Here is a 25825-nt window from a genome sequence, read left to right on the forward strand (position 1 = left end):
TCCTGATATGTCATTTGATCGGGGGACAAACATGACCGAGCTCGTCCACGCGGACCGTGCCGCCGCCACCGAGGCCACGGGCCGCTGGTGGCGGGACGCGGTGATCTACCAGGTCTACGTGCGCAGCTTCGCCGACGGCAACGGCGACGGCGTCGGCGACCTGCTGGGCGTGCGGAGCCGGCTGCGCTACCTCGCCGACCTGGGGGTCGACGCGATCTGGCTGACCCCGTTCTACACCTCGCCGATGGCCGACTTCGGCTACGACGTGGCGGACTACCGGGACGTGGACCCGATCTTCGGCTCGCTGGCCGACGCCAAGGCCCTGATCGACGACGCGCACCGGCACGGCCTGCGGGTGATCGTCGACGTCGTGCCCAACCACACCTCCGACCGGCACGCCTGGTTCGTCGAGGCGCTGGCCGCGGGGCCGGGCGGTCCCGCGCGGGAGCGCTACATCTTCCGCGAGGGCCGGGGCGCGGCCGGGGAGCTCCCGCCGAACGACTGGGAGTCGGTCTTCGGCGGCCCGGCGTGGACCCGGCTGCCCGACGGGCAGTGGTACCTGCACCTGTTCGCCCCCGAGCAGCCCGACCTCAACTGGGAGAACCCCGAGGTCCACGCCGAGTTCGAGTCCATCCTGCGGTTCTGGCTCGACCTGGGCGTGGACGGCTTCCGCATCGACGTCGCCCACGGCATGGTCAAGGCCGAGGGCCTGCCCGACGTCGGCCACGCCGACCAGGTCAAGATGATCGGCGCCGACGTGGTGCCGTTCTTCGACCAGGACGGCGTGCACGAGATCCACCGCGCCTGGCGCCGCCTGCTCGACTCCTACCCGGGCATGCGCATCGGCGTCGCCGAGGCGTGGGCGCCGTCCCTGGAGCGGCTGGCCAACTACGTCCGCCCGGACGAGATGCACCAGGCGTTCAACTTCCACTTCCTGACCACCCCCTGGGACGCCGCCCGGTTCCGCGCGGTGATCGACGCGTCGCTGGCGTCCTCCGGCGCGGTCGGCGCACCCGCGACCTGGGTGCTGTCCAACCACGACGTCAAGCGGCACGTCACCCGCTACGGCCACGGCGAGCTCGGCCTGCGCCGGGCCCGCGCGGCGGCCCTGCTGACGCTGGCGCTGCCCGGCTCCACCTACGTCTACCAGGGCGAGGAGCTCGGCCTGCCGGAGGTGCTCGACCTGCCGGAGGAGTATCTGACCGACCCGCAGCGGCTGCGCAACCCCGAGGACGGGCGCGACGGCTGCCGGGTGCCGATCCCGTGGGCCGACGTGGAGCCCCACTTCGGCTTCAGCATGCCCGGCATCGAGGAGACGTGGCTGCCCATGCCCGCCTCCTGGGGACCGCTCAGCGTCGAGTCCCAGCTGCGCGACCCCGCCTCCACACTGCGCCTCTACCGCGAGGCGCTGCGGATCCGGCGGGACCTGCCCTGCCTCGGCCAGGAGTCGCTGACCTGGCTCGACTCCCCGGCGGGCACGCTGGCCTTCACCCGGGGCGACGGCTTCGCGGTCACGGTGAACCTGACCGGCGAGCCGGTCGAGCTGCCGGCGCCCGGCCGGGTCCTGCTGGCCAGCGCCGAGGTGGAGATCACCGGAGGCACCGTGCGGCTGGCGCCGGACTCCGCGGTCTGGTGGGGACGCGATGACGCATAACGGCGCCTCGTTCGGCACCGGCACGGCCCGGCTGACCGACATCGCCGCGCAGGCGGGGGTGAGCGAGGCGACGGTCAGCCGGGTGCTCAACGGCAAGCCGGGGGTCTCGGCGGCGACCCGGCAGGCGGTGCTGACGGCGCTGGACCTGATGGGGTACGAGCGTCCGCAGCGGCTGCGCCAGCGCAGCAACGGGCTGATCGGGCTGGTCACGCCGGAGCTGGACAACCCGATCTTCCCGGCGTTCGCGCAGGCCATCGAGAAGGCGCTCACCCAGCACGGCTACACGCCGCTGCTGTGCACCCGGCTGCCCGGCGGCGCGGCCGAGGACGAGTTCACCGAACTGCTCGTCGAGCGGGGGGTGAGCGGCATCATCTTCGTCTCCGGGCTGCACGCCGACACCACCGCCAACCAGGACCGCTACACCCGGCTGCTCGGGCAGGGGGTACCGCTGGTCCTGCTCAACGGGCACTCGGGCGACGTGCAGGCCCCGTTCATCTCGCCGGACGACTGGGCCGCGGCGCGGCTGGCCGTGCAGCACCTGGTCGACCTCGGGCATGAGCGCATCGGCCTGGCCGTCGGGCCGGCGCGCTTCGTGCCGGTCATCCGGAAGATCGAGGGCTACCGGCGGGCGATGTCCCAGCTGCTCGGCGTGACCGAGGTGGACGAGCTGATCTCGCACTCGCTGTTCTCGGTGGAGGGCGGCCAGGCCGCCGCCGGGGTGCTGCTGGAGCGCGGCTGCACCGGCATCGTGTGCGCCTCGGACCTGATGGCGCTGGGCGCGATCCGGGCCTGCCGGGACCGGGGTCTGGCGGTGCCGGGGGAGGTGTCGGTGGTCGGGTTCGACGACTCGCCGCTGATCGCCTTCACCGACCCGCCGCTGACCACCGTGCGCCAGCCGGTGCAGTCGATGGTGACGGCCGCGGTGCACACCCTGCTGGAGGCGATCGCGGGAACGCCGGGGCAGCACTCCGAGCTCATCTTCCAGCCGGAGTTCATCGTCCGCGGCTCGACGGGCTCCGGCCCGAAGATCGTGCGCTGACCGCCACGGGGCGGCGGGCTCTCCGGCGTTACCGGCCGCCCTCCCCGGGGGTCCCGCAGCACAGGACATATCCTGGACACCTCCTCCGAACATCGGCGAAACCTGTCCAGGACACCCTGGGGGCGGAGATGAGGTGAGCGGTGATGATGGTGCGGTTGCGGGTGTCCTTCCCCGACAGGCCGGGCGCCCTGGGACAGGTCGCCCGGGTGCTCGGCACCCTGGGCGCCGACATCCTGCAGGTGACGGTCCTGGAGCGGGAGACCGGTAGGGCGGTCGACGATTTCGTGGTCTCCTGGCCGGGGTCACCGGCCGCCGAGACCGTCCGGGACCGGCTGTCCGCCGTCCCGGGGATCCGCGTCGAGGGCGTCTGGCCGACCCGTGAGGTCCCGGGCGCCGCTCCCGACTACGACCTGCTCCGCCACGTCGCCATCGATCCCTCGCGGGCCTTCGCCACGCTCGTGGACGCGGTGCCCGACCTGGTCGGCGCCGAATGGGCGGTGGCCTTCTCCCCCGACGGGGACGGCCTGGTGCACCGGAGCTGGCAGGCACCGCCGTCCCTCGACGACGACGGCGGCATCGCCGGGGTCAAGCTCGCCGACCTCGCCTCGCTGCGCCCGGCGACCCTGACGTCGGGCTCCCACCGGTTGATGAGCCTGCCCGTGCCCGCCGCCGGGATGCACCTGGTGCTGGCCCGCACCTTCGGCCCGTCGTTCCACCGCGCGGAGGTGGACCGCGCCGGCAGGGTCGTCGAGCTCGTCTCCCTCATCGCCGGTCCCTGATCCGGGCCCTGTCGCGTTCCCGGGGGCGCTGTCACGTTCCAGAGGGCGGGTGCGGCGTGCTCGTCCGGCCCGCGGGGCGGGAGCGCGATCAGCGGTGCGGCGGGTCGATCCGGGAGCCGTCGGACGCGAAGAGCAGCAGGCGGGTGGCGTCGACGCCGACGCGGGCGGGTTCCCCGGCCCGCCAGACGGGACGGGAACCGACCCGGACGATGAGGTCGGCCCGGCGGTGGGTGCCGCTGGACTGGTCCTGCGCCTGGTACTGGGGCTCGGCCTCGGCCTCCCCGCTCGACAGCAGCCGGCGCATCATCGCGCGGATCCGGCCGCCCTGGGCGGCGGAGTCGGCTCCGCGGGCGTGCAGCCGGGGGTCCGGGGGCTCGGGGACGCTCACCGAGGTGATGCCGGACTCGACGTAGGCCATCCACTCGTGGCCGTGGTACTCCAGGGCCCGGACGCGGCCGAGGAAGACCGGCCCCTCGAAGGTGTCCGGCACCGGGGCCAGGCAGTCGGGGCGCAGGCCGACGATGATCTGGTTGCCGACGTGCTGGGAGATGGCGTAGGCGCGCGGATCGCTCCACGGGATGGTGATCTGGTGCGGGCCGAAGTCCAGCAGGATGAACTGGTTCTGCGGCGTGCGGACGACCGCCGAGAGCAGGTTCAGCTGCTGGGAGTTGAGGAAGGCCGCGGTGAAGGCGGTGGCCGGGTCGTTGTAGACCTGGCCGGGGGTGCCGACGTCCTGCAGCACGCCGCGGTTCATGATGGCGATCCGGTCGGCCAGGGTCAGCGCCTCGACCTGGTCGTGCGTGACGTAGATGGTGGTGACGCCCAGCGAGCGGACCAGCGAGCCGATCTCCATGCGGAGCTCGGTGCGCATGCCGGCGTCCAGGTTGGACAGCGGCTCGTCCATCAGGAACAGCGAGGGCTGGCGGACGATCGCGCGGCCCATCGCGACCCGCTGCCGCTGGCCGCCCGAGAGCGTTCCGGGGCGGCGGTCGAGGGTCTCGTCGATGTGCAGGGCCCTCGACAGCTCGGTGACGCGCTCCCGGACCATCTCCGGGTCGGCCTTGGCGATCTCGAGCGGGAAGGAGAGGTTGCCGCGGACGGTGCGGTGCGGGTAGAGCGCGCCGTTCTGGAAGACCATGGCGACGTCGCGGTCACGCGGGGCCAGGTCGTTGGCCAGGTTGCCGCCGAGCCACAGATCACCGGAGGTGACGTCCTCCAGCCCCGCGATCATCCGCAGCAGGGTGGACTTCCCGCAGCCCGACGGCCCGAGGAGCACCAGGAGCTCCCCGTCCTCGGCACGCAGGTTCATCCGGTCGACCGCGAGGTACCCCCCCGGGTACACCTTGGTCACGTTGTCGAGGACGACGGTACTCATGCGCGCTCGTTCCTCCCGGACGGGGATGCCCGGATCCAGCCGTGTGATTGATGAGGTAGTACATCGCGCAATATAGCTGTGTGTCCAGAGATGGCATCAGAAATCACACATCTGCAGGTCACAAGTGTGTTACCGCTCCCTTTCCGGCTCGACGGCCGGGACGCTCCGGGGCGACCGCCCTGGGTATCCCGGCAACGGCCCATCCGCCGGACCTCGATGGATGTTAGTATTTTCGGAAAGTTTACGTAAGAATTTTCACAACGGACCGCAGCGGGCCGCCCGGCTTGCCGCCTTCTCCGCCCACATGGTGAGGTAGGTCCCGATGGATGGTGAAGTGACGCAGATCCCGCGCTCCCGCGCCGACGGGACCGTCACCCGGCTGGCCGACATCGCCGTGCAGGCGGGGGTGAGCGAGGCGACGGTCAGCCGGGTGCTCAACGGCAAGCCGGGGGTCTCGGCGGCGACCCGGCGGGCGGTGCTGACGGCGCTGGACCTGATGGGGTACGAGCGTCCGCAGCGGCTGCGCCAGCGCAGCAACGGGCTGATCGGGCTGGTCACGCCGGAGCTGGACAACCCGATCTTCCCGGCGTTCGCGCAGGCCATCGAGAAGGCGCTCACCCAGCACGGCTACACGCCCGTGCTCTGCACCCAGCTGCCCGGCGGCGCGCCGGAGGACGAGTTCACCGAGCTGCTGATGGAGCGCGGGGTGAGCGGCATCGTCTTCGTCTCCGGGCTGCACGCCGACACCACGGCCCGGATGGACCGCTACACCCGGCTCATCGACCGGGGGCTCCCGATCGTGCTGCTCGACGGCTACTCCGACCAGATCGACGCGCCGTTCATCTCGCCGGACGACCGGCTGGCCGCGCGGCTGGCCGTGCAGCACCTGGTCGACCTCGGGCACGAGCGCATCGGCCTGGCCCTGGGGCCGGCGCGCTTCGTGCCGGTCGTCCGGAAGATCGAGGGCTACCGGCGGGCGATGTCCCAGCTGCTCGGCGTGACCGAGGTGGACGAGCTGATCTCGCACTCGCTGTTCTCGGTGGAGGGCGGCCAGGCCGCGGCGGTGAAGCTGCTGGAGCGCGGCTGCACCGGCATCGTGTGCGCCTCGGACCTGATGGCGCTGGGCGCGATCCGGGCCTGCCGGGACCGGGACCTGGCGGTGCCGGGGGAGGTGTCGGTGGTCGGCTTCGACGACTCGCCGCTGATCGCCTTCACCGACCCGCCGCTGACCACCGTGCGCAAGCCGATCGGCGCGATGGCCTCGGCCGCGGTGGAGACGCTCCTGGAGGAGATCAACGGCATGCCGGGCAAGAACATGGAGCTGATGTTCCAGCCCGAGCTGGTCGTGCGCCGCTCCACCGGCTCCGGCCCGCTGGTCAGCCGCTGACCGTTCCGCTCCACCGACTCCGCGGGCACCCGCCCCTCCGGCCCCCGTCTCCTCGGAGCCCCCGCCTCCTCCGGCCTGTCTCCGTACGGCCGGTCCCTCTCCGGACAAGGACACGAACCGATGACGCACGACGTCGTGGTGATCGGCGGGACAGGCGTGGACACCACCGCCTACGTGCCCGCCCTTCCCCTGCCCTACGCCGACACCTACGCCGTCCCGCCGGTGGTCGACCGGATCGGCAACACCGGCAGCGGCGTCGCGCTCGGCTGCCACGCGCTCGGCCTGCGGGTGTTCATCGCCGACCTGGTCGGCGACGACCCGCAGGGACGCCTCATCCGGGAGCACTTCGCGGCCCGGGACATCGACGCGGGCTGGGCGCTTGCGCCCCAGGGCACCCGGCGCAGCGTCCTGCTCGTCGGCCCGGACGGGCGGCGCACCTCGCTGTTCGACCCGCGCGCCGAACCGGGCGAGCGGCTCCCCCGCGAGCTCTACCTGGACGCCGTACGCGACGCCCGGCACGTGCACGTGTCGATCACCGACTTCTCCCGGCACGTCTACCCCGACCTGGCCGGCCGCCCCGCCGTCACCGTCTCCACCGACCTGCACGACTGGGACGGCGAGAACGACCACCACCGGGACTTCGCCCTCTCCTCCGGCCTGGTCTTCCTGTCCGCGGCCGCCCTCGGCGACCGGCGCGAGGAGGTCATGCGCGGCATCCTCGACGGCGGCCGGGCCGAGACCGTCGTCTGCACGGCGGGCGCCGACGGCTGCCACGTGCTCGACGCCGACGGGCCGCGGCACTTCCCCGCCGCTCCGTTGTCCGGCCCGGTGGCCGACAGCAACGGCGCCGGGGACGCCTTCGTCAGCGGCTTCCTGTACGGCAGGCTGCGCGGCCGCCCGGTGGAGGAGTGCGTGCGCCTCGGCGCGGTCGCCGGGGCGCACGCCTGCACGGTGGCGGGCACCCACGAGGCCCCCATCACCGCCGAGGCGCTGCTCGCCCGGGTGTAGCGGGCGCCGCCGCGGTCCTCCGCGGAGGGGGAGGGCCGCAGCGGCGCCTCTCCGGCACGGCCGCCTGCGCGGGCGGGCCGTGCCGGGATCCGGCCGCCGCCGCCGGGCAGGACGGGCCGGCGGCCGGGGCGGGCGGTCAGCGCGGGCGGTCCAGCTCCGCCAGCAGGGCGGCGGCCCTCTCCCGGTAGGCGGCGACGCCCGCCAGCTTGATCTCCTCGTAGCCGCGGATCACCTCGGGCAGCTCGGCCAGCTCGCGCACCCGGTCCTCGGTCTGCGGGGTCAGACCCGCCAGGGCGCGGTGCACGTCGCGGGTGTACTCGGTGACGAGCTCGCGCTCGACCTTCCGCACCCCGGCCGCGCCGAACGGGTCCAGCCGCGTGCCGCGCACCCTGCGCATGCCGTACAGCAGGCGGAAGGCCGGGTCGAACCAGGAGCCCAGGCGGATCTTGCGCTTCATGCCCATCGCCCGCAGGACCGGCGGGTGCAGGTTGTACGAGATCTTCGCGCCGGGGCCGAACTCGGCGGCGATCCTGGCCCGCTCGGCCGGGTCGAGGTGCAGGCGCGCGACCTCGTACTCGTCCTTGTAGGCCATCAGCCGGTACAGCTGGCGGGCGTAGGCCTCGGTGACCGGGCAGCGCTCCGGCGTCTCGCGGGCGAGGACCTCGCGGACCGCGTCGGCGTACCGGGCGGCGTAGCGCAGGTCCTGGTAGGCCACCAGGTCCGGCACCCGGACCGTGAGGAGCCGGTGCAGCTCGCCGCCCTCGGCCGCGCCGACCGACTCGACCAGGCGCCGGACCGCGTCGCCGAGGGGGCCGCCGGGCGCGCCGGGGCCCGCGGACGGGGCGGCGGCCCCGCCGGTCGCCCGCGCCACCGCCTCCGGGTCGGCGACGACCGCCCGGCCCCAGTGGAAGGCGGCCACGGTCCTCTCGGCGGACCGGCCGCCGCCCGCCCGGATGGCCCGTTCGATCGCCTGGAGGCTGAGCGGGATGAGCCCGCGCTGCCAGGCCGCGCCGACCACGATGGTGTTGGCCGGCATGTGGTCGCCGAACAGCGCCTGGGCGATCTGCTCGGCGTCGAGGTAGACGTTCAGCTCGCGGCGGGTGCGGGCCTCCAGCGCGCCGATCGGCGAGCCGGTGTCGGTCAGGTTCGTCGCCGGGTCGAGCACCATGGAGCCGGTCGGGACCAGGCTGGTGGAGACCACGGCCACGGTCCGGTCGCGGTCGGCGGCGCGCAGGTGGAGGGGGTCGGTGGCGCCGATCAGGTCCAGCGCCAGGTAGGCGTCCACGCTGGCCGCGCTCGCCCGGCCGGACCGCTCCCCGTCGTCCCCGCCGTCGTAGACGACGATGTCGGAGACGACGGTGCCGCCCTTCTGCGCCAGGCCGGTCTGGTCGAGCCCCCGGGACCGCTTGCCGTCCAGGAGGGCGGCGGTGCCGAGGATCTGCGCGACCGAGACCACGCCGGTGCCGCCGATGCCGACCAGGCGGATCGTCGTCTCGGCCGTGCGGAACTCGGACAGCGGCATCGCCGGAGGAGCCGGTACGGCCCGCCGCTTCGCCTTCCCCGCCGCCGGGACCACGCTGAGGAAGGACGGGCAGTCGCCCTCGGCGCAGGAGTAGTCCTTGTTGCAGGACGACTGGTGGATCTCGGTCTTGCGGCCGAACTCGGTCTCCACCGGCAGCACCGACAGGCACTCCGACGTCTTCGCGCAGTCGCCGCAGCCCTCGCAGACCCGCTGGTTGATCACCACCCGCTTCGCCGGGTCGGGCAGCGCGCCCTTCTTGCGCAGCCGGCGCTTCTCGGCGGCGCACTGCTGGTCGTGGACCAGCACGGTCACGCCCGGGATCGCGGCCAGCTCGCGCTGCGCGTCCTCCAGGGCGCCGCGGTCGCGCACCTCGGCGATCCTCGCCAGCCTGACGCCCCGGTAGCGCCCGGGCTCGTCGGTGGTGACGATCACCCGGCGCACGCCCTCGACCTCCAGCCAGCGGGTCAGGTCGGCCACCGCCAGGGACGGCTGGATGGCCTGCCCGCCGGTCATCGCGACCGCGCTGTTGTAGAGGATCTTGTAGGTGATATTGACGCCCGCGCCGACCGCGGCCCGGACCGCGAGCGAGCCGGAGTGGTGGAAGGTGCCGTCGCCGAGGTTCTGGAAGATGTGCGGGGTGTCGGTGAACGGCGCCTGGCCGATCCACTGGGCGCCCTCGCCGCCCATCTGGGTCAGGCCGGTGAGCGTGCCCTTGCCCTCGGGGTTGAGCACCACCATCGTGTGGCAGCCGATGCCGGCGCCGACGGGCGCGCCGTCCGGGACGGCGGTGGAGCGGTTGTGCGGGCAGCCGGAGCAGAAGAACGGGGTGCGCTGGGCGGCGAGCAGCTTCAGCGGCTCCGGGCGGGAGATCACCGCCAGGCTCCGGCTCACCCGGTCGCCGAGGTCGGAGCGGTCCTGCTCGGTGGCGACGCCCCTGCGGCGCAGCCGGAAGGCGATGGCCTTGGCGGCCAGGTCGGCGTCCACGCCGCCCGCCTGCGGGATCAGCGGGGCGCCGTTCTCGTCGCGCTTGCCCAGGACGCGGGGGGCGTCCGCGGTGCCGTACAGGACGTCCTTGATCAGGGTCTCCAGCAGGGGCGCCTTCTCCTCCACGACCATGATCTCGTCCAGGCCGCGGGCGAAGGCGCGGACGATCTCCGGCTCCAGCGGCCAGAGCATGCCGATCTTCAGCAGCCGGACGCCGGCCTCCTCCGGGGTGATGCCGAGCGTGCGGAAGCCCTCGCGCACGTCGTGGTAGGCGGGGCCGGAGGCGGCGATGCCGAGCCGGGCGCCGGCGGGGTCGGCCGTGATCCGGTTGAGGCCGTTCGCGCGGGCGTAGGCGCGGGCCAGCTCCGTGCGCGGGCCGACCAGGGTGCGCTCCATCTCCAGCGACCACGGGGTGAGCAGGGTGCCGTTCGGCATGTGCCGGTACGGCCGGCCTTCGTAGTCCACGTCGTAGCCGGTGCCGTTCGCGTCTCCGGCGCCGGGCATGACCGGGACGACCCGGTCATGCCCGACGCTCACGGTGCCGGTGCCGTCCACGACGTTGGAGACGGCCTTCACCGCGACCCACAGGCCGCTCGCCCGTGAGGCCGCGATGGCGTGGCGGCCCAGGTCGAGCAGCTCCTGGACGCTGCCGGGGTGGACGATCGGCATGCCGAGGGCGGCGAGCGCGCTCTCGGTGGCGGAGGGGAGGGTGGAGGACTTGCAGGTCGGGTCGTCGCCGCAGAGGGCGATCAGGCCGCCCAGCGGGTGGGCGCCGACGAAGTTGCCGTGCCGGAGGGCGTCGGCCGCGCGGTCCACGCCGGGGGCCTTGCCGTACCAGACGCCCAGCACGCCGGCCCTGCGCGGGCGGGGGAGGGTGGGCACGAGCTGGCTGCCCCAGACGGCGGTGGCGCCCAGCTCCTCGTTCTGGCCGGGGCGGTGCACGACGCCGAGCGGCTCGGCGTGCGCGCGGGAGCGGGCCAGCTCCAGGTCGAAGCCGCCCAGGGGAGAGCCCGGATAGCCGGACACCATCGCCCCGGTGTCGAGTCCGGCACGGCGGTCGGCGCGCATCTGATCGAGGATCACCCGCACCAGCGCCTGGGTGCCGGTCATGAAGACCCGTCCTCCGTCGAGGAGGTAGCGGTCGTCGGGAGTGGCTTCGCGCGGGTCGGCGAAGATCGTCATGCTGGTGGTCCCGTCTGTCGGCCCGCTTGGATTGCGGCAAGGTTATGTCAGAGGGACCGGAATCCGATGTCAATATCCCCGGTGATTCCTGTCTTGGTTAGCATGGTTTGCCATGGATGCCACGGATCGCGCAATTCTCAGTCTCCTGCAGGCGGAGGGGCGGCTGAGCAATCTGGAGCTGGCCGAGCGGGTGCGCCTGACGCCCTCCCCGTGTCTGCGCCGGGTCCGGAACCTGGAGGAGGCGGGGGTGATCGCCGGATACCGGGCCGTGGTCGACCCGGCCGCGGTGGGGCGGGGGTTCCAGGTCCTGGCCTACGTGGAGCTGGAGGGGCAGGACGCCGAGACGGTCACCGCCTTCGAGGCCGCCGTCCTGGAGATCGAGGACGTCGTCGAATGCCTGCGCATGTTCGGCCGTCCCGACTACGTGCTGCGGGTCGCGGTACCCGACATGGAGGCCTACGGCCAGCTCTGCCTGGAGCGGCTGGGGCGGCTGCCCGGCCTGGACAAGCTCACCTCGCAGATCGCGATGAAGGCGCTGAAGCCGGGCGGTGTCCTGCCGCTGTGAGGACGGGCCGGGACGGGGATGGGGACGGGCGGGCGCCCGTGGCGGCCGGTCCTCCGCGAGGGCGCCGGGCGGGAGGCTCCGCGAGAGCACGGAGGTTCCGCGGGGCCCCGGCGAAGGACCGTCCCGTGAACATCGGGGGCGCGCCTCGGCGGCGCCTCAGTAGGAGGAGCGGCCGGGCTCGCCCTCGTCGCCCTCGAAGTCGATGCGCTCCTTGCGCACCTGCTCCGAGACCGTCTCCTCCTCGGTGACCCGGTCCTTGGTCAGGCGGACCCGCTCGACCGGGACGGTGTCCTTCTCCACCGTCGCCCGCTCCTCGTGCAGGACCACCTCGTGCTCGGCCTCGCCGAGCTCCGGTCCGCTCAGCGCGTCGCCCCGGTTGGCGTCGGTGATCGGCTCGCGCTCCAGGCGGACCTCCTCGTGGCTCACCGGGACGTTGATCTGCTGCTCCTCGGTCACCACGTACTTGCGCAGCCGCGCCCGGCCGGTCTCGTGGCTCTCCGTGCCGACGTGGAGCCGCTCCTCCGAGCGGGTCATCGCGTCGTCCCGGTCGCGGCCGAAGGAGTCGTCGCCGGAGAGGTCGCCGCGGCCGAGGGAGGCGTCGCCGGAGAGGCCGCCGCGCCCCGTCCCGGAGCGGCCGAGGGACTCGTCGCCGCGCAGGTCCGCGCCGGCGGTCCCGCTCCGGCCCAGGCGCTCGCGCTCGCGCTCGCCGCCGGTGTGCGCCCATCCGCTCTCGCCCGGCCGGTTGGCGTCCTGCCAGGAACGCTCCCAGTCGATGTCGTAGTAGCGGTACAGCTCGCGCTCCTCCTCGGCCGACAGGTGACCGCCGGCGTCCACGTCCACGTTGGGCGCGTGCTTGATGCGGTCCTTGTCGAAGGAGACCTCGATGTGGTCGGAGATCATGTCCGCGGCCTGCGTCGGGACGAAGGTCTCCTTGGTGCCGAACATGCCCGTCTTCACGCAGAGCCACTCGGGGCGGCCGGTGGCATCGTCGAGGTAGACGTGCTTGACGTCTCCGACCTTGTCGCCGTTGGAGTCGTAGACGGTCTGGTTGATCACCGTGTTGATCTGCTCCAGAGTGATCATGTCTTTTCTCCCCGTTTGTCGCTTTTGTCGCTTCCGCTGGAAAGCCATACCACCGTCAGCCGGAGAGAAACCTCTCCGGCCGGAGGATCGCCGGGGGAAGGGCGCCGCGAGGAGGGGCGCCGCGGGGGCGCGCGGGAAGGACGGCGGCGACGAGGGCGGGTGGATCGTCCGGTGCCGGGTCAGGAGCCGTCGAAGCGGATGGTCCGGAGCAGGTCGGCGGCGGGGCGGTCCAGGATCGTGACGCTCACCGCCGGAGGGAGGGAGCCCGTGCGGGCCCGGGCGACCAGCGTCCGCCAGCGGCGGCAGTGCCGGGCGAAGAGGGGGCCGGCCACCACCCGGCCCCGGGTGACCTGCCCCGCGCGTGCGGTCCTCGGCTCGACGTCGAGCATGACCAGGTGCAGCCCGGTGCCGTTCAACCGGGCGACCCAGGCCAGGCCGTACAGGATGTGCGGCCAGGTGCCCCGGCTGTGCGCGACGACGGCGTGACCGGCGAGCAGGGCGCGGACGATGCGGGTCATGTGGGTGGTGTGCACGACCGGGGTGCGCAGCCGGACGGGCAGGGAGGAGAGGCGGGGCGCCCACCAGGTGCGGGACTGGCGCGAGTCGATCACCCGCGCGCCTCCCGCGGGCACCGGCTCCGTCTCGTCGCCGCGCAGGCCGTACAACCGGTCCAGCAGGGTGCTCTTGCCCGCGCCGGGGAGCCCGGTGAGCAGCACCAGGGAACCCGGCGGATAGACCAGGTCCCGGACGGACGGCGGGCAGGCCGGGGTGGCGGCCATCGCGTGCACCTCGCAGGGGTCGGGGGACGTCATCCCATCATGCGTGCCCGGAGGCGTCCACGTGCGCGTGAACGACCGGCGGCCTCCGCGGACGTGCGCCACCGGCCCCCGGATCGGGAGCCGCGGGCCCCGGATCGGGAGCCGCGGGCCCCGGATCGGGAGCCGCGGGCCGGGGACCGGGGCTGGGAGCCGCGGGCCGCGGGCCGGGGCCGGGGGTCACGGTTTGCGGGCGACGACGCCGAACTGGGCCACTTCCGCGGGGAGCTCGCCGGGGCCGGCGAATTCGGGACGCCAGCGCGAGCACGACACCATGCCGGGCTCCAGCACCTCGAGGCCGTCGAGGAAACCGGCGATCTCCCGGCTGCCGCGGGCGGTGATCGGCGGGGTGGCGTGGTCGTTCCAGAACCGCATGGCCTCGGCGTTCGCCTCCCCGCCCAGCTCCAGGGTGGGATGGGTGAGCACCAGGTGGCTGCCGGAGGGCACGGCGTCCATCAGCCGGTGCACGATCCCCCGGGCCTCCGCGGTGTCGAGGATGAAGTTGAGGATCCCCAGCAGCATGACCGCCACCGGCCGGTCGAAGTCCAGCGTCCTGGCGGCGGCCTTCAGGATCGCGTCGGTGTCCCGCGCGTCGGCGTCGACGTAGTCGGTGGCGCCCTCGGGCGTGCCCGCCAGCAGCGCGCGGGCGTGCACCAGGACGAGCGGGTCGTTGTCGACGTAGACGATCCGCGCGTCCGGCGCCACCCGCTGCGCCACCTCGTGGGTGTTGTCGACGGTGGGCAGCCCGGTGCCGATGTCGAGGAACTGGCGGATGCCCGCCTCGCCCGCCAGATGGCGGACCGCCCGCCCCAGGAACGCCCGGTCGGCGCGCGCGACGTGGACGATGTCGGGGAACATGCCGAAGACCCGGTCGCCGACCGCGCGGTCGGCGGGGTAGTGGTCCTTGCCGCCCAGCCAGTAGTTCCACACCCGGGCGTTGTGCGCGACGTCGGGGTTCAGCCTGCCCGGCTCGATGGGGGCTCGCTCGTCTTCCACGCGTTCTCCTCGGCGTTCGTGCCTCCGGTGCGGCCGGATTCCGCCGCCGCGGACGGCGGCGCTCCGGGCGATCATGAGGATCATAGTGAATTGTCTGCTTATGGGGTCAGGCTCGCGTGGTCGTCCCGGTCTTGTGCGGTACGGCTGACGCGGCCGTGCGGGCGTGGAAAACTTGACCCGGTCGGACGGGGGCGGTTTGCCGTGAAGGGAGCGGGCTTGCGTACGGTTCCGCCGGTAGGAGAGCACACTGAGGATCATGCCTCCGGTTACGGGCAGGCGGGTCCCACGGTCCTGCGGATGGTGGTGGGCGCGAACCTGCGCCGCCTCCGTACGGCGTGCGGGATCACCCGCGAGGAGGCGGGGAGGGCGATCCGGGCCTCCGACTCCAAGATCAGCCGGCTGGAGCTGGGCCGGACCGGGTTCAAGCAGCGGGACGTGGCCGACCTGCTCACCCTCTACGGCGTCACCGACGAGGCCGAGCGGGAGACCCTGCTCGCCCTGGCGGCCCGGGCCGGCGCGCCGGGCTGGTGGCACGAGTACGGCGACGCGGTCCCCCCCTGGTTCGACGCCTTCCTCGACCTGGAGCAGTCCGCCTGCGTCATCCGCACCTACGAGCTCCAGTTCGTCCCCGGCCTGCTGCAGACCGAGGACTACGCCCGCGCGGTGATCGGCTCCGGCGCCGGGGACGCCTCCCCGGAGGAGATCGAGCGCCGGGTCGCGCTGCGGATGCGGCGCGGGCGGCTGCTGCACCGGCCCGATCCGCCCCGGTTCTGGGCGGTCATCGACGAGGTGGCGCTGCGCCGCCTCATCGGGGGGCGTTCGACGATGCGCGCCCAGATCGAGCACCTCATCCGGCTCGCCGAGCTGCCCCACGTCACCATCCAGATCATGCCGTTCAGCGTCACCGGCCACGCCGAGACGGCCGGGCCGATCACGGTCCTGCGCTTCGCGGAGGGCGAGCTTCCCGACGTGGTCTACCTGGAGCAGCTCTCCGGGGCCGTCTATCTGGACAAGGACGCCGACACCGCGCGCTACCGGTACGTCATGAACCGGTTGAGCGTGGAGGCCGGGCAGCCGACCGAGACGGCCGAGACCCTCCGGCGGATCCTCGCGGAGACCGGCTACCCCGACTGATCCCGCCGCCGGAGGGACCCGGGGCCCGACGGGCTCCACGGGCCCGCCCGGCGCCGCCCGCCGTACCGGTCGCGGCCCGGCGGCCCGGTGCGTCCGCCCGGCCCGCGCGGAGCGCTCCGCGCGGGGAGGTGGGCTATGGTCGGAGGCGATGAGGGAACCGCGGTGGAGTGCACGCAGGCCCGCTGCGGTGGCGGCCGCGGTGGGTCTCGTCTTCGTGGTCCTGCTCTTCGCGGCGGCCCCCTCCTCCTGGTCCGCCGGCTGGTCCGCCGACCGCGGGTCCGCCGAGGCCGGGACCGGCCTGCGGCTCCCGGACACCGGCGGGACGCACCCGTCGACCGCCCCGAGGGTGCTGGCGGGCGGAGCCGAGCACCTGCCGACGCCGGGACAGCTTCGCTCCCTCCCCGCCGTCGGAGAGCCCGCCGCGCTCCTCGTCCTGCTGCCGCTCGCCCTGCTGGGCACGGGCCCGGTGACGGGTTCCCGGCGCTGTGCCCGCCGCGTCGTCACCCCGCGCAGCCCGCCGCTGCCCTAGCGTCCTCCGTCCTTCTTCCCCGACCTTCGCCGGGCCCGCCGCACGCGGCCTCGACGGAGGTCTCCCGGCCGTGCGCCCCGCGCCGCCGCGCGCCCGCCGCCGACCGGACCGGATCTCACGGTGACGGGCCGCGACCGGCCCGAACCGTCAGCGAACCATGCAAGGAGTCGATGCCGTCATGGGTGACATCAGATCAGCGAACAGGCCGCCGGACGAGCGCCGGCGGCACACCGCGCGACCGGAGGAGGCGCGGAGCGTTCCGCGCCCCGCCACCGCACCGCCCGCCACCGCACCGCCCGCCACCGCACCGCCCGCCACCGCACCGCCCGCCACCGCACCGCCGGCCGCCGCGACGCCGGGAGGAAGTGACATGACCGTCGGGGCCCATCTCAGCGGCGTCCAGCTCGGCGCGATCCGGGAGGAGCTGGACGAGCAGCTGTTCCGGTGGAACAAGCGGCTGGCCGAACTGGCGGACGCGGTGAACGACGACGCGGTGGAGGTGTCGGAGAAGGCGGAACTGCTCGCCGACCTCGTCTCCGCGGAGCGGAACGCCGCGGTCGTGCGCGAGGCCCTGGAGGGCATCGCCGGACGGGACTACGGCAGGTGCGACGGCTGCGGTTCCGCGATCCCCTTCGAGCGGTTGAAGGCCCGGCCCCTCGCGCGGCTGTGCGTGCCGTGCCAGCGCCGCCACGAGGGCGGCTGAGCCGCCGGCCGCTGCACCGCTGAACCGGCGTCACCGCGTCCGCGGTGACGCCGGGACCGGCCTCCGGCCTCCGGTCGCCGACCGGGTGGCCGAGGGCCGGTCAGGTGGCCGGGTGGCCGGGTGGCCGGGGTCGGTCAGGCGGCCGGGCGGAGCGCGGCGGCCTCGGCGGCGAGCTTCTCGATCCGGGCGTAGTCGCCGGAGGCGAGCGCGTCGGCGGGGGTGAGCCAGGTCCCGCCCACGCAGCCGACGTTCGGCAGCGCGAGGTAGTCGGGCGCCGTCGCGAGTTTGATCCCGCCCGTCGGGCAGAACCGCACGTCGGGCAGGGGGCCGCCCAGCGACTTCAGGTACGGCAGGCCGCCCGCCGCCTCGGCCGGGAAGAACTTCATCTCGGTCAGCCCGCGCTCGGCCAGCGCCATGACCTCCGAGGCGGTCGCCACCCCGGGCAGGAACGGCACGCCGCCGTCCTCCATGGCGTCCACCAGCGCGGCCGTGCTGCCCGGACTGACCAGGAACCTCGACCCGGCCTCCACCGAGGCGGCGACGTCACGGGCGCTCCTGACGGTCCCCGCGCCGATCACGGCGTCGGGCACCTCGGCGGCGATCCGCCGGATCGCCTCCAGCGCGGCCGGGGTGCGGAGGGTGACCTCGATGACGGGCAGACCGCCCGCCACCAGGGCGCGGGCCAGGGGCACCGCGGTCTCCGGGTCGTCGATCACGACGACCGGGACCACCGGGGCGATGTCGAGCAGGCTCATGGGTACTCCAGGATGGACGGGGTCGCCAGACGCTGGGCCAGCCAGGCCGCCGCGCCGGTGAGGGCGGGCTGCGGGGCCACGATCAGCGTGGTGGCGATGGCGGACAGGTAGTCGCCGAGGGTCGGGGTGGCCTCGAACCTGCGACGGAAGTCGCCGGTCAGAACCCGGTCCACGATACGGGGCAGCACGCCGCCCCCGAGGTAGACCCCGCCGCGGGCGCCCAGTGTCAGCGCGACGTTCCCGGCGAAGGTGCCGAGCAGGCCGCAGAAGACCTCGACGGTCTCCGCGCAGAGCGGGTCGTCGGCCCGGTCCACGATGTCCGCGGGGGCCAGGCGCGGCGCGTCCACGCCGTGCACCAGCGCCAGGGCGTGGTGCAGCCGGGTCAGCCCCGGCCCGGACAGCAGGTGCTCGGCCACCACGTGGCGGGCCCCCTCGGAGTGCAGCGCCCGGACGATCTCGCGGTCCCGCTCGTCCAGGACCGGCACGGTCACGTGCCCGCCCTCGCCGGGCAGGGGCATCCACCCCTCGGCCACGGGCACCAGGCCCGCGACGCCGAGGCCGGTCCCCGGGCCGAGCACCGCCTTGACCCCCTGCGACGGCTCGGGGCCGCCGAGGGAGACCAGGTCGTCGCCGGCCAGGTGCGGCAGCGACGCGGCCAGCGCCTCGAAGTCGTTGAGCAGTTCGACGTGGGGGATCCCCAGGTCGCGCACCGAACCCGACCAGCCGGCGTTGGTCAGCCGGTAGCGGTCGCCCTCCACCGGACCGGCGATCGCCAGACAGGCCGCTCCCGGCCGAACTCCGCCCGCATGGTCTGCGAGATAGGCGGCTACGGCTTCGGGGAGTCCGTCGTGGTCCTTGCCGGCCAGTACGGCCACCGACTCCGGCCGGCCACCGGGTGCGGTGACCAGCCCGAACCGGGCGTTGGTGCCGCCGATGTCGGCGACGAGCCAGGGGTGGCTCATGCGTCTCCTCCATCGGACGGAACGGCGGTCCCGGCGTCCGCGCCGCCGACGGCGGTCCCGGCGTCCGGGACGGTCCCGGCGGCCCCGGTCTCCGGGGTGGTCCCGGCGGACCGGGCGACGCCCTCGGCGCGTCCGTTGAGGGCGAAGATGCCCGCCCCGCGCTCGGCGGGGCCCGCCGCGGCGCGGAAGGCGGCGAACAGCTCGCGGCCGGTGCCGACCCACTGGGCGTCCGTCAGCGGGGCGCCCTGCGGGGTGCGGGCGGCCAGCTCCGCGGCCGGCACCAGCAGCTCCAGGGTGCCCGCCGTGGAGTCGAGGCGGATCGGGTCGCCGTCCCGGACCAGCGCGATCGGACCGCCGTGCGCGGCCTCGGGCGACAGGTGGATGGCGGCCGGGACCTTGCCCGACGCGCCGGACATGCGGCCGTCGGTGACGATCGCCACCCGCTGGCCGCGGTCCAGCAGGACCGACAGCGGCGGGGTGAGCTTGTGCAGCTCGGGCATGCCGTTCGCGCTCGGGCCCTGGTAGCGGATGACCGCCACGAAGTCCTGGCCGTCCAGCTCGCCCGCCTCGAAGGCGCTCAGCAGCTCCAGCTGGTCGTCGAAGACCTTCGCCGGGGCCTCGACCACCCGGTGCTCGGGCTTGACGGCCGAGACCTTGATGACCGAGCGGCCCAGGTTGCCGTCGAGCATGAGGGTGCCGCCGTCGGGGGAGAACGGGTCGCTCACCGGCCGCAGCACGTCCAGGTCGCCGCTGCCCCCGGTGCGCTCGGTCCAGACCAGCTCGCCGGGGGTGTCCTGCGATCTCATGCCGACTTCTGAGATCGTGGTGTCCTGCGCCTCCGGGGCCGCCTTCAGCTCGGGGGCCGAGCGGTAGTGGTCCAGCCCCCGACCGGCGATGGTCAGCACGTCGCGGTGGAGCAGCCCGGCGTCGAGCAGGTCGCCGATGAGCACCTGCATGCCGCCCGCCGCCTGGAAGTGGTTCACGTCCGCCTGGCCGTTGGGGTACATCCGGGTCAGCAGCGGCACGGCCTTCGACAGGGCGGCCAGGTCGTCCCAGAGCAGCTCGATCCCGGCCGCCGCCGCGATGGCGACGATGTGCATGGTGTGGTTGGTCGAGCCGCCCGTGGCCAGCAGCGCCACGCAGGCGTTGACGATCGCCTTCTCGTCGACGACCTTCCCGACGGGGGCGTACTCGTCGCCGTGCGCGGTGATCTCCACCGCCCGCCGGCCCGCCGCCTTCGTCAGGGCCTCGCGCAGCTCCGTGCGCGGGTTGACGAACGTCGCGCCCGGCAGGTGCAGGCCCATGACCTCGACCATGACCTGGTTGGAGTTGGCGGTGCCGTAGAAGGTGCAGGTGCCGGGGGAGTGGTAGGACTGCGCCTCGGCGTCCAGCAGCTCCTCCTTGCCGACCTTGCCTTCGGCGAACAGCTGCCGGGTGCGGGCCTTGACCTTGTTGGGCAGGCCGGAGGTCATCGGCCCGGCGGGCACGAAGACCGCGGGCAGGTGGCCGAAGTGCAGCGCGCCGATCAGCAGGCCGGGGACGATCTTGTCGCAGACGCCCAGCATGAGCGTGGCGTCGAACATGTCGTGGGAGAGCGCGATCGCGGTGGCCATCGCGATGACCTCGCGGCTGTAGAGCGAGAGCTCCATGCCGGGACGGCCCTGCGTGATGCCGTCGCACATGGCGGGCACCCCGCCGGCGAACTGCGCGACGCCGCCCGCCGCGCGGACCGCGGCCTTGAGGATCGCCGGGTAGGTCTCGTACGGCTGGTGCGCCGAGAGCATGTCGTTGTAGCTCGACACGATCGCCACGCCGGGCCTGACGTTCGCGCGCAGCGCGGGCTTGTCGATCCCGGCGGCGGCGAAGCCGTGGGCCAGGTTGGCGCAGCCCAGACTGGAGCGGGCGGGCCCGCGCTCACGGGCGGCCCGGGCCTCGGCCTCCAGCCGTGCCAGGTAGGCGCCGCGGCTGGCGCGGCTGCGGTCGATCAGGCGGTCGGTGACCTCTTGGATGACGCGGTTCATCCGGCCTCCTCCATCGGTGCGGGTGTCGGTTCGGTCGGTTCGGTCGGTTCACCCGGCCGGGGCGGGCCGGGCCGGTCGGGGCGCTCACTCATCTGCGTCCTCCTCGTGCCAGGCGCGGCCGCTGCGGCCGAGGAGCTCGTGCGCCCCGGCCGGGCCGGGGGTGCCCGCCGGGTACGGCTCGGGCAGCGTGTCCTGCGCCTCCCACGCCTGCAGGATCGGGTCGATCCACCGCCAGGCGGCCTCCACCTCGTCGCGCCGCATGAACAGGGTGGGATTGCCGGCCAGGACGTCCATGAGCAGCCGCTCGTAGGCGTCGGGCGCCCGGCCGGAGAAGGTGTCGGCGAAGCTCAGGCTCAGCGGGACCGGCTGGAGCGCCACCTCGCCCGCGCCCGGTTCCTTGGCCATGACGTGCAGCCGGATGCCCTCGCTCGGCTGGAGCCGGAGGACCAGCCGGTTGGGCGCGCTGCCGGGGAAGATGGAGTGCGGCACGTCCTTGAACTGGACCACGATCTCCGAGCACCGGTACGGCATGCGCTTGCCGGTGCGCAGGTAGAACGGCACCCCGGCCCAGCGCCAGTTCTTCACCTCGGCGCGGATGGCGGCGAAGGTCTCCACCCGGTGGGAGGCCTCGGTGGGCGGGGTGCCGTCGGGCTCGTCGAGGTAGCCGGGGACCGGCGCGCCGCCGGACTCGCCGGCGGTGTACTGGCCGCGGACGGTGAAGCGGTTCACCTCGCCGCCGGTGATCGGCCGCAACGCCTCCAGGACCTTGACCTTCTCGTCCCGGATGGACTCGCGGTCGTTGCGCGCCGGAGGCTCCATGGCGACCAGGCACAGGAGCTGCAGCAGGTGGTTCTGGACCATGTCGCGCAGGGCGCCGGCGTGGTCGTAGTAGCCGCGGCGGCCCGGCGTGCCGACGGTCTCGGCGACGGTGATCTGGATGTGGTCGATCCACAGGGAGTTCCAGATCGGCTCCAGGAACGCGTTGGCGAAGCGGAGCACGAGCAGGTTCTGGACCGTCTCCTTGCCCAGGTAGTGGTCGATGCGGAAGATCTGCCGCTCGCGGAAGATCGCGCCGACCTCGTCGTTGATGTGCCGGGCGCTGGCCAGGTCGCGGCCGAGGGGCTTCTCCAGCACCACCCGCGAGGAGGGGGTGACCAGGCCGGCGCGGTGCGCCTCGCGGCAGAAGGGGCCGAACGTCATGGGCGGGCTGGCCAGGTAGAACACCCGGTCCCGCCGCTCGTGGCCGGCGAGCAGGCCGCCGAGCCGCCGCCAGCCGGGGGAGTCCTCGTCGGAGACGCCGGAGACGTCGACGGTGACGTGGTGCAGGCGGTCGAGGAAGCGCTGCCAGAGGCCGCGCTCGGCGGGGACGTCCAGCGGCATGGAGGCGCGGACCTCGGCGTCGACCTTGCCGCGGAAGTCGGCGTCGTCGAGCCCGCCCCGGGACAGCGCGATGATCCGGGTCTCGGGGGCGAGCAGCCCGTCGCGGTCGCAGTGGTAGAGAGCGGGGAGCAGCTTGCGCATGGAGAGGTCGCCTGTGCCGCCGAAGACGATCAGGTCGGCGGTCTTGGGGGTCTCGCGCATGGGGGAGCTCCGTGGGGATCTTCCGGTTCGGGGATGGATCGGACATTAGTCGGATCTTGTGCTTTGCACAAGCGTTCTTTTGTCATCATAGATGAGAAAGTCGGAACTTTTCATTCCTTAAGGGGTGTGGTTCACTGGGCCGATGCCTCGACGTCCCGCAGCCGCGCTCGCCACGAGCGGCGAGGTGCTCCGTCTCATCCGCACCGGTGAAGCCGTCACCCGTGCGGACATCGGGCGTGTCACCGGCCTGTCCCGGCCCGCGGTCTCCCTGCGCGTCACCGAGTTGCTGGACCGCCGCCTGATCGTCGAGGACAACGAGGGCCCCTCCACCGGGGGGCGCCCGCCCACCCGCCTGGTCTTCAACGCCGCCGGCGGCGTCGTCCTGGTCGCCTCGCTGGGCGCCAGCCGCGCGCAGATCGCCGTCTGCGACCTCGCCGCGGGCGAGCTGGCCCGCGCCGACCTCGCCGTCGACGTCGAGGAGGGGCCCGACGTCGTGCTGCCCCTGGTCATGCGGACCTGGGAGGAGCTGCTCGGCGACCGGCCCGTGAGCCTGGTCAGGGCCGTCGGCCTGGGCGTCCCGGCGACCGTGGAGTTCGCGGCCCGCCGTACCGAGAGCGCCCGCATCATGGCGAGCTGGACCGGCGTGGCCATCCCGCCGATCATCGCCGCGCGCTTCCCCGTGCCCGTCTTCCTCGACAACGACGTCAACGTCATCGCCATCGGCGAGCACCGCGCGGTCTACACCGGCCAGGCCGACGACCTGCTGTTCATCAAGGTCTCCACCCGGATCGGCGCGGGAGTCATCGCGGGCGGCGAGATCCTGCGCGGTGCGCTGGGCGCGGCCGGGGAGATCGGCCACATCCCGGTCCGCGACGGCGGGGGAGTGCTCTGCCGGTGCGGCAACACCGACTGCCTCGACTCGGTCGCCAGCGCCACCGCGATCCTGCGCGGCCTGCGCTCCCGGGGGTACGAGGTCACGACGCTCGCCGACGTGGTCGCCCTGGTGCGCGGCGGGGACGCCGAGACGATGACGGTGATCCGGGACGCCGCCCGGATGCTGGGAGAGGTGGTGGCCGGCGCGGTCAACATCCTCAACCCGGCCGTGGTCGTCCTCGGCGGCGACGTCGCCGAGGCGTTCCAGCCGCTGGTGTCGGGGGTGCGCGAGGTGGTCTACCGCCGCTCGACCGCGCTGTCCACCCGCAACCTCCGCATCGAGCGCAGCCGCCTCGGCCCCGGGGCGGGCATCGTCGGCTGCGCCCACATGGTCCTCGACCACGTCCTCTCCCCCGAGGCGATCGACTCCTCCGCCTGACGGGGAGCCGCGACCCGCGATCACGGGCCGTGCCCCCGCCGTGGCGTGGAGTGCCCGGATCCGGGGCAGGGTGCACCGATAGTGGATGCTGTGCGGAGCGGACTCGGGGAGCGGTTCCGCCAGGTCGCCCGGGCGGGGACGGCGCTGGCGGTCCTCGCCGCGCTGCTCGTCGCCGTGCCCGGCATCGTCCTGTCGGCCTGGGTCGGGACCGTGCTGCGGGAGGCGCAGCAGCGCACCGCCGAGCAGCGGGTGGACCGGCGCGCGACGCTGATCACCGAGGCGGTGGCGACCGAGAGCGGCCGGTACACGGACGCGCTCCGCCTCCTGGCCGCCGCGCTGGGATCCCACGAGCGGCTGACGAAGCCCGAGTTCGACCAGGCGACGGGGGCGCTGCAGGGCATGCGGCTGGCCGGCGCGACCTCGATCGCCCTCCTGGTGCCGGCCACCGACGAGCAGATCCCGCGCGTGCAGGAGTTCTGGCGCCGCCGGGGCGTGCCGGACCTGGTCCTGGACCCCCGGGGCCGGGGCGGGGAGCACGTCTTCTCCGTCCTCAGCAGATCGCTGGACGGGTCCGCCCGGACGGCGACCGGGATCGACGCCACCCAGGCCGCCGAGTCCGCCCGGGCCCTGGCCGTCGCCCGCCGCAGCGGTCAGGTCACGGTCTCCGACACCTACCGGCTGATCCGCGACCGCCACCTGCCGCCGGAGCGCAGGCAGCTCTCCTTCGTGCTGACCGCGCCGGTCTACCGGCGGGTCGAGGGCGGCCGCAGGCCGTTCGTCGGCTGGGTGCTGATGGGGGTGCGCGGCAGGGACTTCATCGAGGCGACCCTGCGGCGCGCCACGCAGGGGATGACCGACGTGCGGCTGCTCGCCCGGCACGAGGACGGCGCCCTGGTGCCGCTGGCCGGGCTGTCCGGGGGCTCCCGGCGGGACCTGCCCCGCGACCTGCACCGCACGACCTCGGTGCGGGTCGCCGAGCGCGACTGGCAACTGGAGATCGACTCCTCCTCCGCGCTGCTCCCCGGCGCCCGCAGCCCGCTGCCCGCCCTCGCCGCCGCCGCGGGGACCGCGCTGAGCCTTCTGCTGGCGGCGCTGGTGTCCGTGCTGGTCGGGGGCAGGGCGCGGGCCCGGGCCCAGGTCGTGGCGGCCACCGCCGAGCTGCGCGCCGCCGAGGCCGACGCCCGCCGCCAGGCCGCCCTGCTGACCGCGGTGCTCGACAGCGCCAGCGACGGCGTCGGCGTGGTCGACGGGCAGGGCGGGTTCCTGCTGCACAACCCCGCCGCCATGGAGATCCTCGGGGTCATGCCCACCCCGGGAGGGCCCGAGACCTGGCAGGGCCACTACGGCATCTTCCTGCCGGACGGCAGCGCGCCGTTCCCCGCCGAGGACCTGCCGATGGTGCAGGCGCTGGCCGGCCGGCGGGTGGAGCAGGTGCCGATGATGATCCGCAACCGGGCCCGTCCCGAGGGAGTGGTCATCTCCGTCTCGGCGCAGCCGCTGGACCCGTCGGGCGGGCAGTCCGGTGCGGTGACGGTCTTCCGTGACATCACCGCGATGCGCGAGTACGAGGCCGAGCTGGCCGCGTTCGCGGGAGTCGTCGCCCACGACCTGCGCCGCCCGCTGACCGCGCTGCGCGGGTTCGTCGAGCTGGTCCGCGACGAGCTGGACGAGCTGGCCGGCGACCACCCCGGCGGGTCTCCCGGGGCGGCCGGTGCCGGGGCTGCCGGTGCCGGGGCGGCACGGGATCCGGCGGCGCAGGCCGTGATCGGCGAGTGCGTGCGCCAGCTGGACCAGGCGCTGGCGGGCATCACGCGGATGGCCGGCCTGATCGACGACCTGCTGGCGTACGCCACCGCCCGGGACGCCGCGCTGCACCCGGCGGAGGTCGACCTGGACGCGCTGGTACGGGAGATCGCCGCGGAGCATCTGGCCGCGGCCGCGACCGATTCCGGCCGCCCGCCGCCCCGGGTCGACGTCGGCCCGCTGTCCGCCGTGCACGCCGACCCGCCGCTGGTCCGGCAGCTGGTCGACAACCTGGTCGGCAACGCCGTCAAGTACGTCCGGCCCGGTCACGGCGCCGAGGTGGAGATCCGCGCCCTGCCGGCCCCGCCGGGGCGGGTGCGGATCGAGGTGGCCGACCGGGGCATCGGCATCCCGCCCGGCCAGCACCAGGCCATCTTCGCCGGATTCCACCGCGCCGCCGGCGGCGGCTACACCGGAACCGGTCTGGGCCTGGCCATCTGCGAGCGGATCGTCGAGCGGCACGGCGGCACCATCACCGCCGAGGACAATCCCGGAGGCGGCGCCCGGTTCCGCTTCACCCTGCCCGCCGCCCCGGGCGGATCCGGCGGAGAAGGCGGATCCGCCGGGGACACCGGATCCGCCGGATCCGCCCGGGGCGGAGAGGGCGACGAGGACGGTGGAATCCGGGCGGAGTGA

General features: G+C 74.1%; 20 protein-coding genes. 11 read left to right on the forward strand and 9 right to left on the reverse strand.

Annotation, left to right across the window (positions count from 1 at the left end; all coding sequences use genetic code 11):
• The first annotated feature begins 31 nt into the window (after positions 1 to 31).
• The 3 genes from HS045_RS26475 (at position 32) to HS045_RS26485 (ending at position 3472) form a co-directional block, all read left to right on the forward strand.
• Positions 32 to 1654, forward strand: a complete 1623-nt coding sequence (locus HS045_RS26475) for a glycoside hydrolase family 13 protein (protein ID WP_196454183.1) — start codon at positions 32 to 34, stop codon at positions 1652 to 1654.
• Positions 1644 to 2693, forward strand: coding sequence for a LacI family DNA-binding transcriptional regulator (locus tag HS045_RS26480; protein ID WP_196454184.1), 1050 nt, complete (start codon positions 1644 to 1646; stop codon positions 2691 to 2693). Before HS045_RS26475 ends, HS045_RS26480 begins: the two co-directional genes overlap by 11 nt.
• A gap of 143 nt (positions 2694 to 2836) precedes the next feature.
• Entirely contained in the window at positions 2837 to 3472 is a 636-nt protein-coding gene (locus HS045_RS26485) for an amino acid-binding protein (protein ID WP_196454185.1), read from the forward strand.
• A gap of 88 nt (positions 3473 to 3560) precedes the next feature.
• On the opposite strand, the gene HS045_RS26490 is transcribed toward HS045_RS26485, so the two are convergent.
• On the reverse strand, positions 3561 to 4847 hold the full coding sequence (locus tag HS045_RS26490) for an ABC transporter ATP-binding protein (protein ID WP_196454186.1): 1287 nt from the start codon (positions 4845 to 4847) through the stop codon (positions 3561 to 3563).
• A gap of 322 nt (positions 4848 to 5169) precedes the next feature.
• Between HS045_RS26490 and HS045_RS26495 the strand changes: the two genes are divergently transcribed.
• Positions 5170 to 6234, forward strand: coding sequence for a LacI family DNA-binding transcriptional regulator (locus tag HS045_RS26495; protein ID WP_196454187.1), 1065 nt, complete (start codon positions 5170 to 5172; stop codon positions 6232 to 6234).
• 120 nt (positions 6235 to 6354) lie between these two features.
• Entirely contained in the window at positions 6355 to 7242 is an 888-nt protein-coding gene (locus HS045_RS26500) for a carbohydrate kinase family protein (RefSeq protein WP_196454188.1), read from the forward strand.
• 136 nt (positions 7243 to 7378) lie between these two features.
• Here the strand turns inward: HS045_RS26500 and HS045_RS26505 are convergent, their stop codons facing one another.
• Positions 7379 to 10930, reverse strand: coding sequence for an indolepyruvate ferredoxin oxidoreductase family protein (locus HS045_RS26505; RefSeq protein WP_196454189.1), 3552 nt, complete (start codon positions 10928 to 10930; stop codon positions 7379 to 7381).
• 112 nt (positions 10931 to 11042) lie between these two features.
• Here HS045_RS26505 and HS045_RS26510 point away from each other — a divergent pair, with 112 nt between their 5' ends.
• Positions 11043 to 11495: an Lrp/AsnC family transcriptional regulator gene (locus HS045_RS26510; RefSeq protein WP_196454190.1), complete on the forward strand. Its 453-nt coding sequence runs from the start codon at positions 11043 to 11045 to the stop codon at positions 11493 to 11495.
• A 156-nt stretch (positions 11496 to 11651) separates the two neighbouring features.
• Here the strand turns inward: HS045_RS26510 and HS045_RS26515 are convergent, their stop codons facing one another.
• The 3 genes from HS045_RS26515 to HS045_RS26525 all read right to left on the reverse strand — a co-directional run bounded on the left by HS045_RS26515 (position 11652) and on the right by HS045_RS26525 (position 14389).
• The gene (locus HS045_RS26515; RefSeq protein ID WP_196454191.1) at positions 11652 to 12578 is read right to left on the reverse strand and encodes a DUF2382 domain-containing protein; all 927 of its coding nucleotides are present in this window, start codon (positions 12576 to 12578) and stop codon (positions 11652 to 11654) included.
• A gap of 179 nt (positions 12579 to 12757) precedes the next feature.
• Positions 12758 to 13390: an ATP-binding protein gene (locus HS045_RS26520; RefSeq protein WP_230884832.1), complete on the reverse strand. Its 633-nt coding sequence runs from the start codon at positions 13388 to 13390 to the stop codon at positions 12758 to 12760.
• A 183-nt stretch (positions 13391 to 13573) separates the two neighbouring features.
• Positions 13574 to 14389, reverse strand: coding sequence for an SAM-dependent methyltransferase (locus HS045_RS26525; protein ID WP_307827734.1), 816 nt, complete (start codon positions 14387 to 14389; stop codon positions 13574 to 13576).
• 297 nt (positions 14390 to 14686) lie between these two features.
• On the opposite strand from HS045_RS26525, the gene HS045_RS26530 reads away from it, so the two are divergent.
• The 3 genes from HS045_RS26530 to HS045_RS26540 all read left to right on the forward strand — a co-directional run bounded on the left by HS045_RS26530 (position 14687) and on the right by HS045_RS26540 (position 16755).
• On the forward strand, positions 14687 to 15523 hold the full coding sequence (locus HS045_RS26530; RefSeq protein ID WP_196454193.1) for a helix-turn-helix transcriptional regulator: 837 nt from the start codon (positions 14687 to 14689) through the stop codon (positions 15521 to 15523).
• Positions 15524 to 15671: 148 nt separating this feature from the next.
• Positions 15672 to 16052 carry a hypothetical protein gene (locus tag HS045_RS26535; protein ID WP_196454194.1) on the forward strand — a complete coding sequence of 127 codons (381 nt, stop codon included), beginning with the start codon at positions 15672 to 15674 and terminating at the stop codon, positions 16050 to 16052.
• 178 nt (positions 16053 to 16230) lie between these two features.
• Positions 16231 to 16755, forward strand: coding sequence for a TraR/DksA family transcriptional regulator (locus tag HS045_RS26540; RefSeq protein ID WP_196454195.1), 525 nt, complete (start codon positions 16231 to 16233; stop codon positions 16753 to 16755).
• A 134-nt stretch (positions 16756 to 16889) separates the two neighbouring features.
• Here HS045_RS26540 and eda read toward each other — a convergent pair whose 3' ends face one another.
• The 4 genes from eda to zwf all read right to left on the reverse strand — a co-directional run bounded on the left by eda (position 16890) and on the right by zwf (position 22074).
• A complete protein-coding gene (gene eda / locus HS045_RS26545) occupies positions 16890 to 17510 on the reverse strand; it encodes a bifunctional 4-hydroxy-2-oxoglutarate aldolase/2-dehydro-3-deoxy-phosphogluconate aldolase (RefSeq protein ID WP_196454196.1) in 621 nt (206 codons plus the stop codon).
• The gene (gene glk, locus HS045_RS26550; protein WP_196454197.1) at positions 17507 to 18472 is read right to left on the reverse strand and encodes a glucokinase; all 966 of its coding nucleotides are present in this window, start codon (positions 18470 to 18472) and stop codon (positions 17507 to 17509) included. Before glk ends, eda begins: the two co-directional genes overlap by 4 nt.
• The gene (gene edd / locus HS045_RS26555) at positions 18469 to 20493 is read right to left on the reverse strand and encodes a phosphogluconate dehydratase (protein ID WP_230884834.1); all 2025 of its coding nucleotides are present in this window, start codon (positions 20491 to 20493) and stop codon (positions 18469 to 18471) included. Before edd ends, glk begins: the two co-directional genes overlap by 4 nt.
• A gap of 84 nt (positions 20494 to 20577) precedes the next feature.
• Positions 20578 to 22074, reverse strand: coding sequence for a glucose-6-phosphate dehydrogenase (gene zwf / locus HS045_RS26560; RefSeq protein WP_196454198.1), 1497 nt, complete (start codon positions 22072 to 22074; stop codon positions 20578 to 20580).
• Between the two features lie 142 nt (positions 22075 to 22216).
• Here zwf and HS045_RS26565 point away from each other — a divergent pair, with 142 nt between their 5' ends.
• Positions 22217 to 23386: an ROK family transcriptional regulator gene (locus tag HS045_RS26565; RefSeq protein WP_196454199.1), complete on the forward strand. Its 1170-nt coding sequence runs from the start codon at positions 22217 to 22219 to the stop codon at positions 23384 to 23386.
• Positions 23387 to 23476: 90 nt separating this feature from the next.
• Positions 23477 to 25825 carry an ATP-binding protein gene (locus HS045_RS26570; RefSeq protein WP_196454200.1) on the forward strand — a complete coding sequence of 783 codons (2349 nt, stop codon included), beginning with the start codon at positions 23477 to 23479 and terminating at the stop codon, positions 25823 to 25825.

Origin of the sequence: Planomonospora sp. ID82291 (genome assembly GCF_015711645.1) — a bacterium.
Lineage (GTDB): Bacteria > Actinomycetota > Actinomycetes > Streptosporangiales > Streptosporangiaceae > Planomonospora.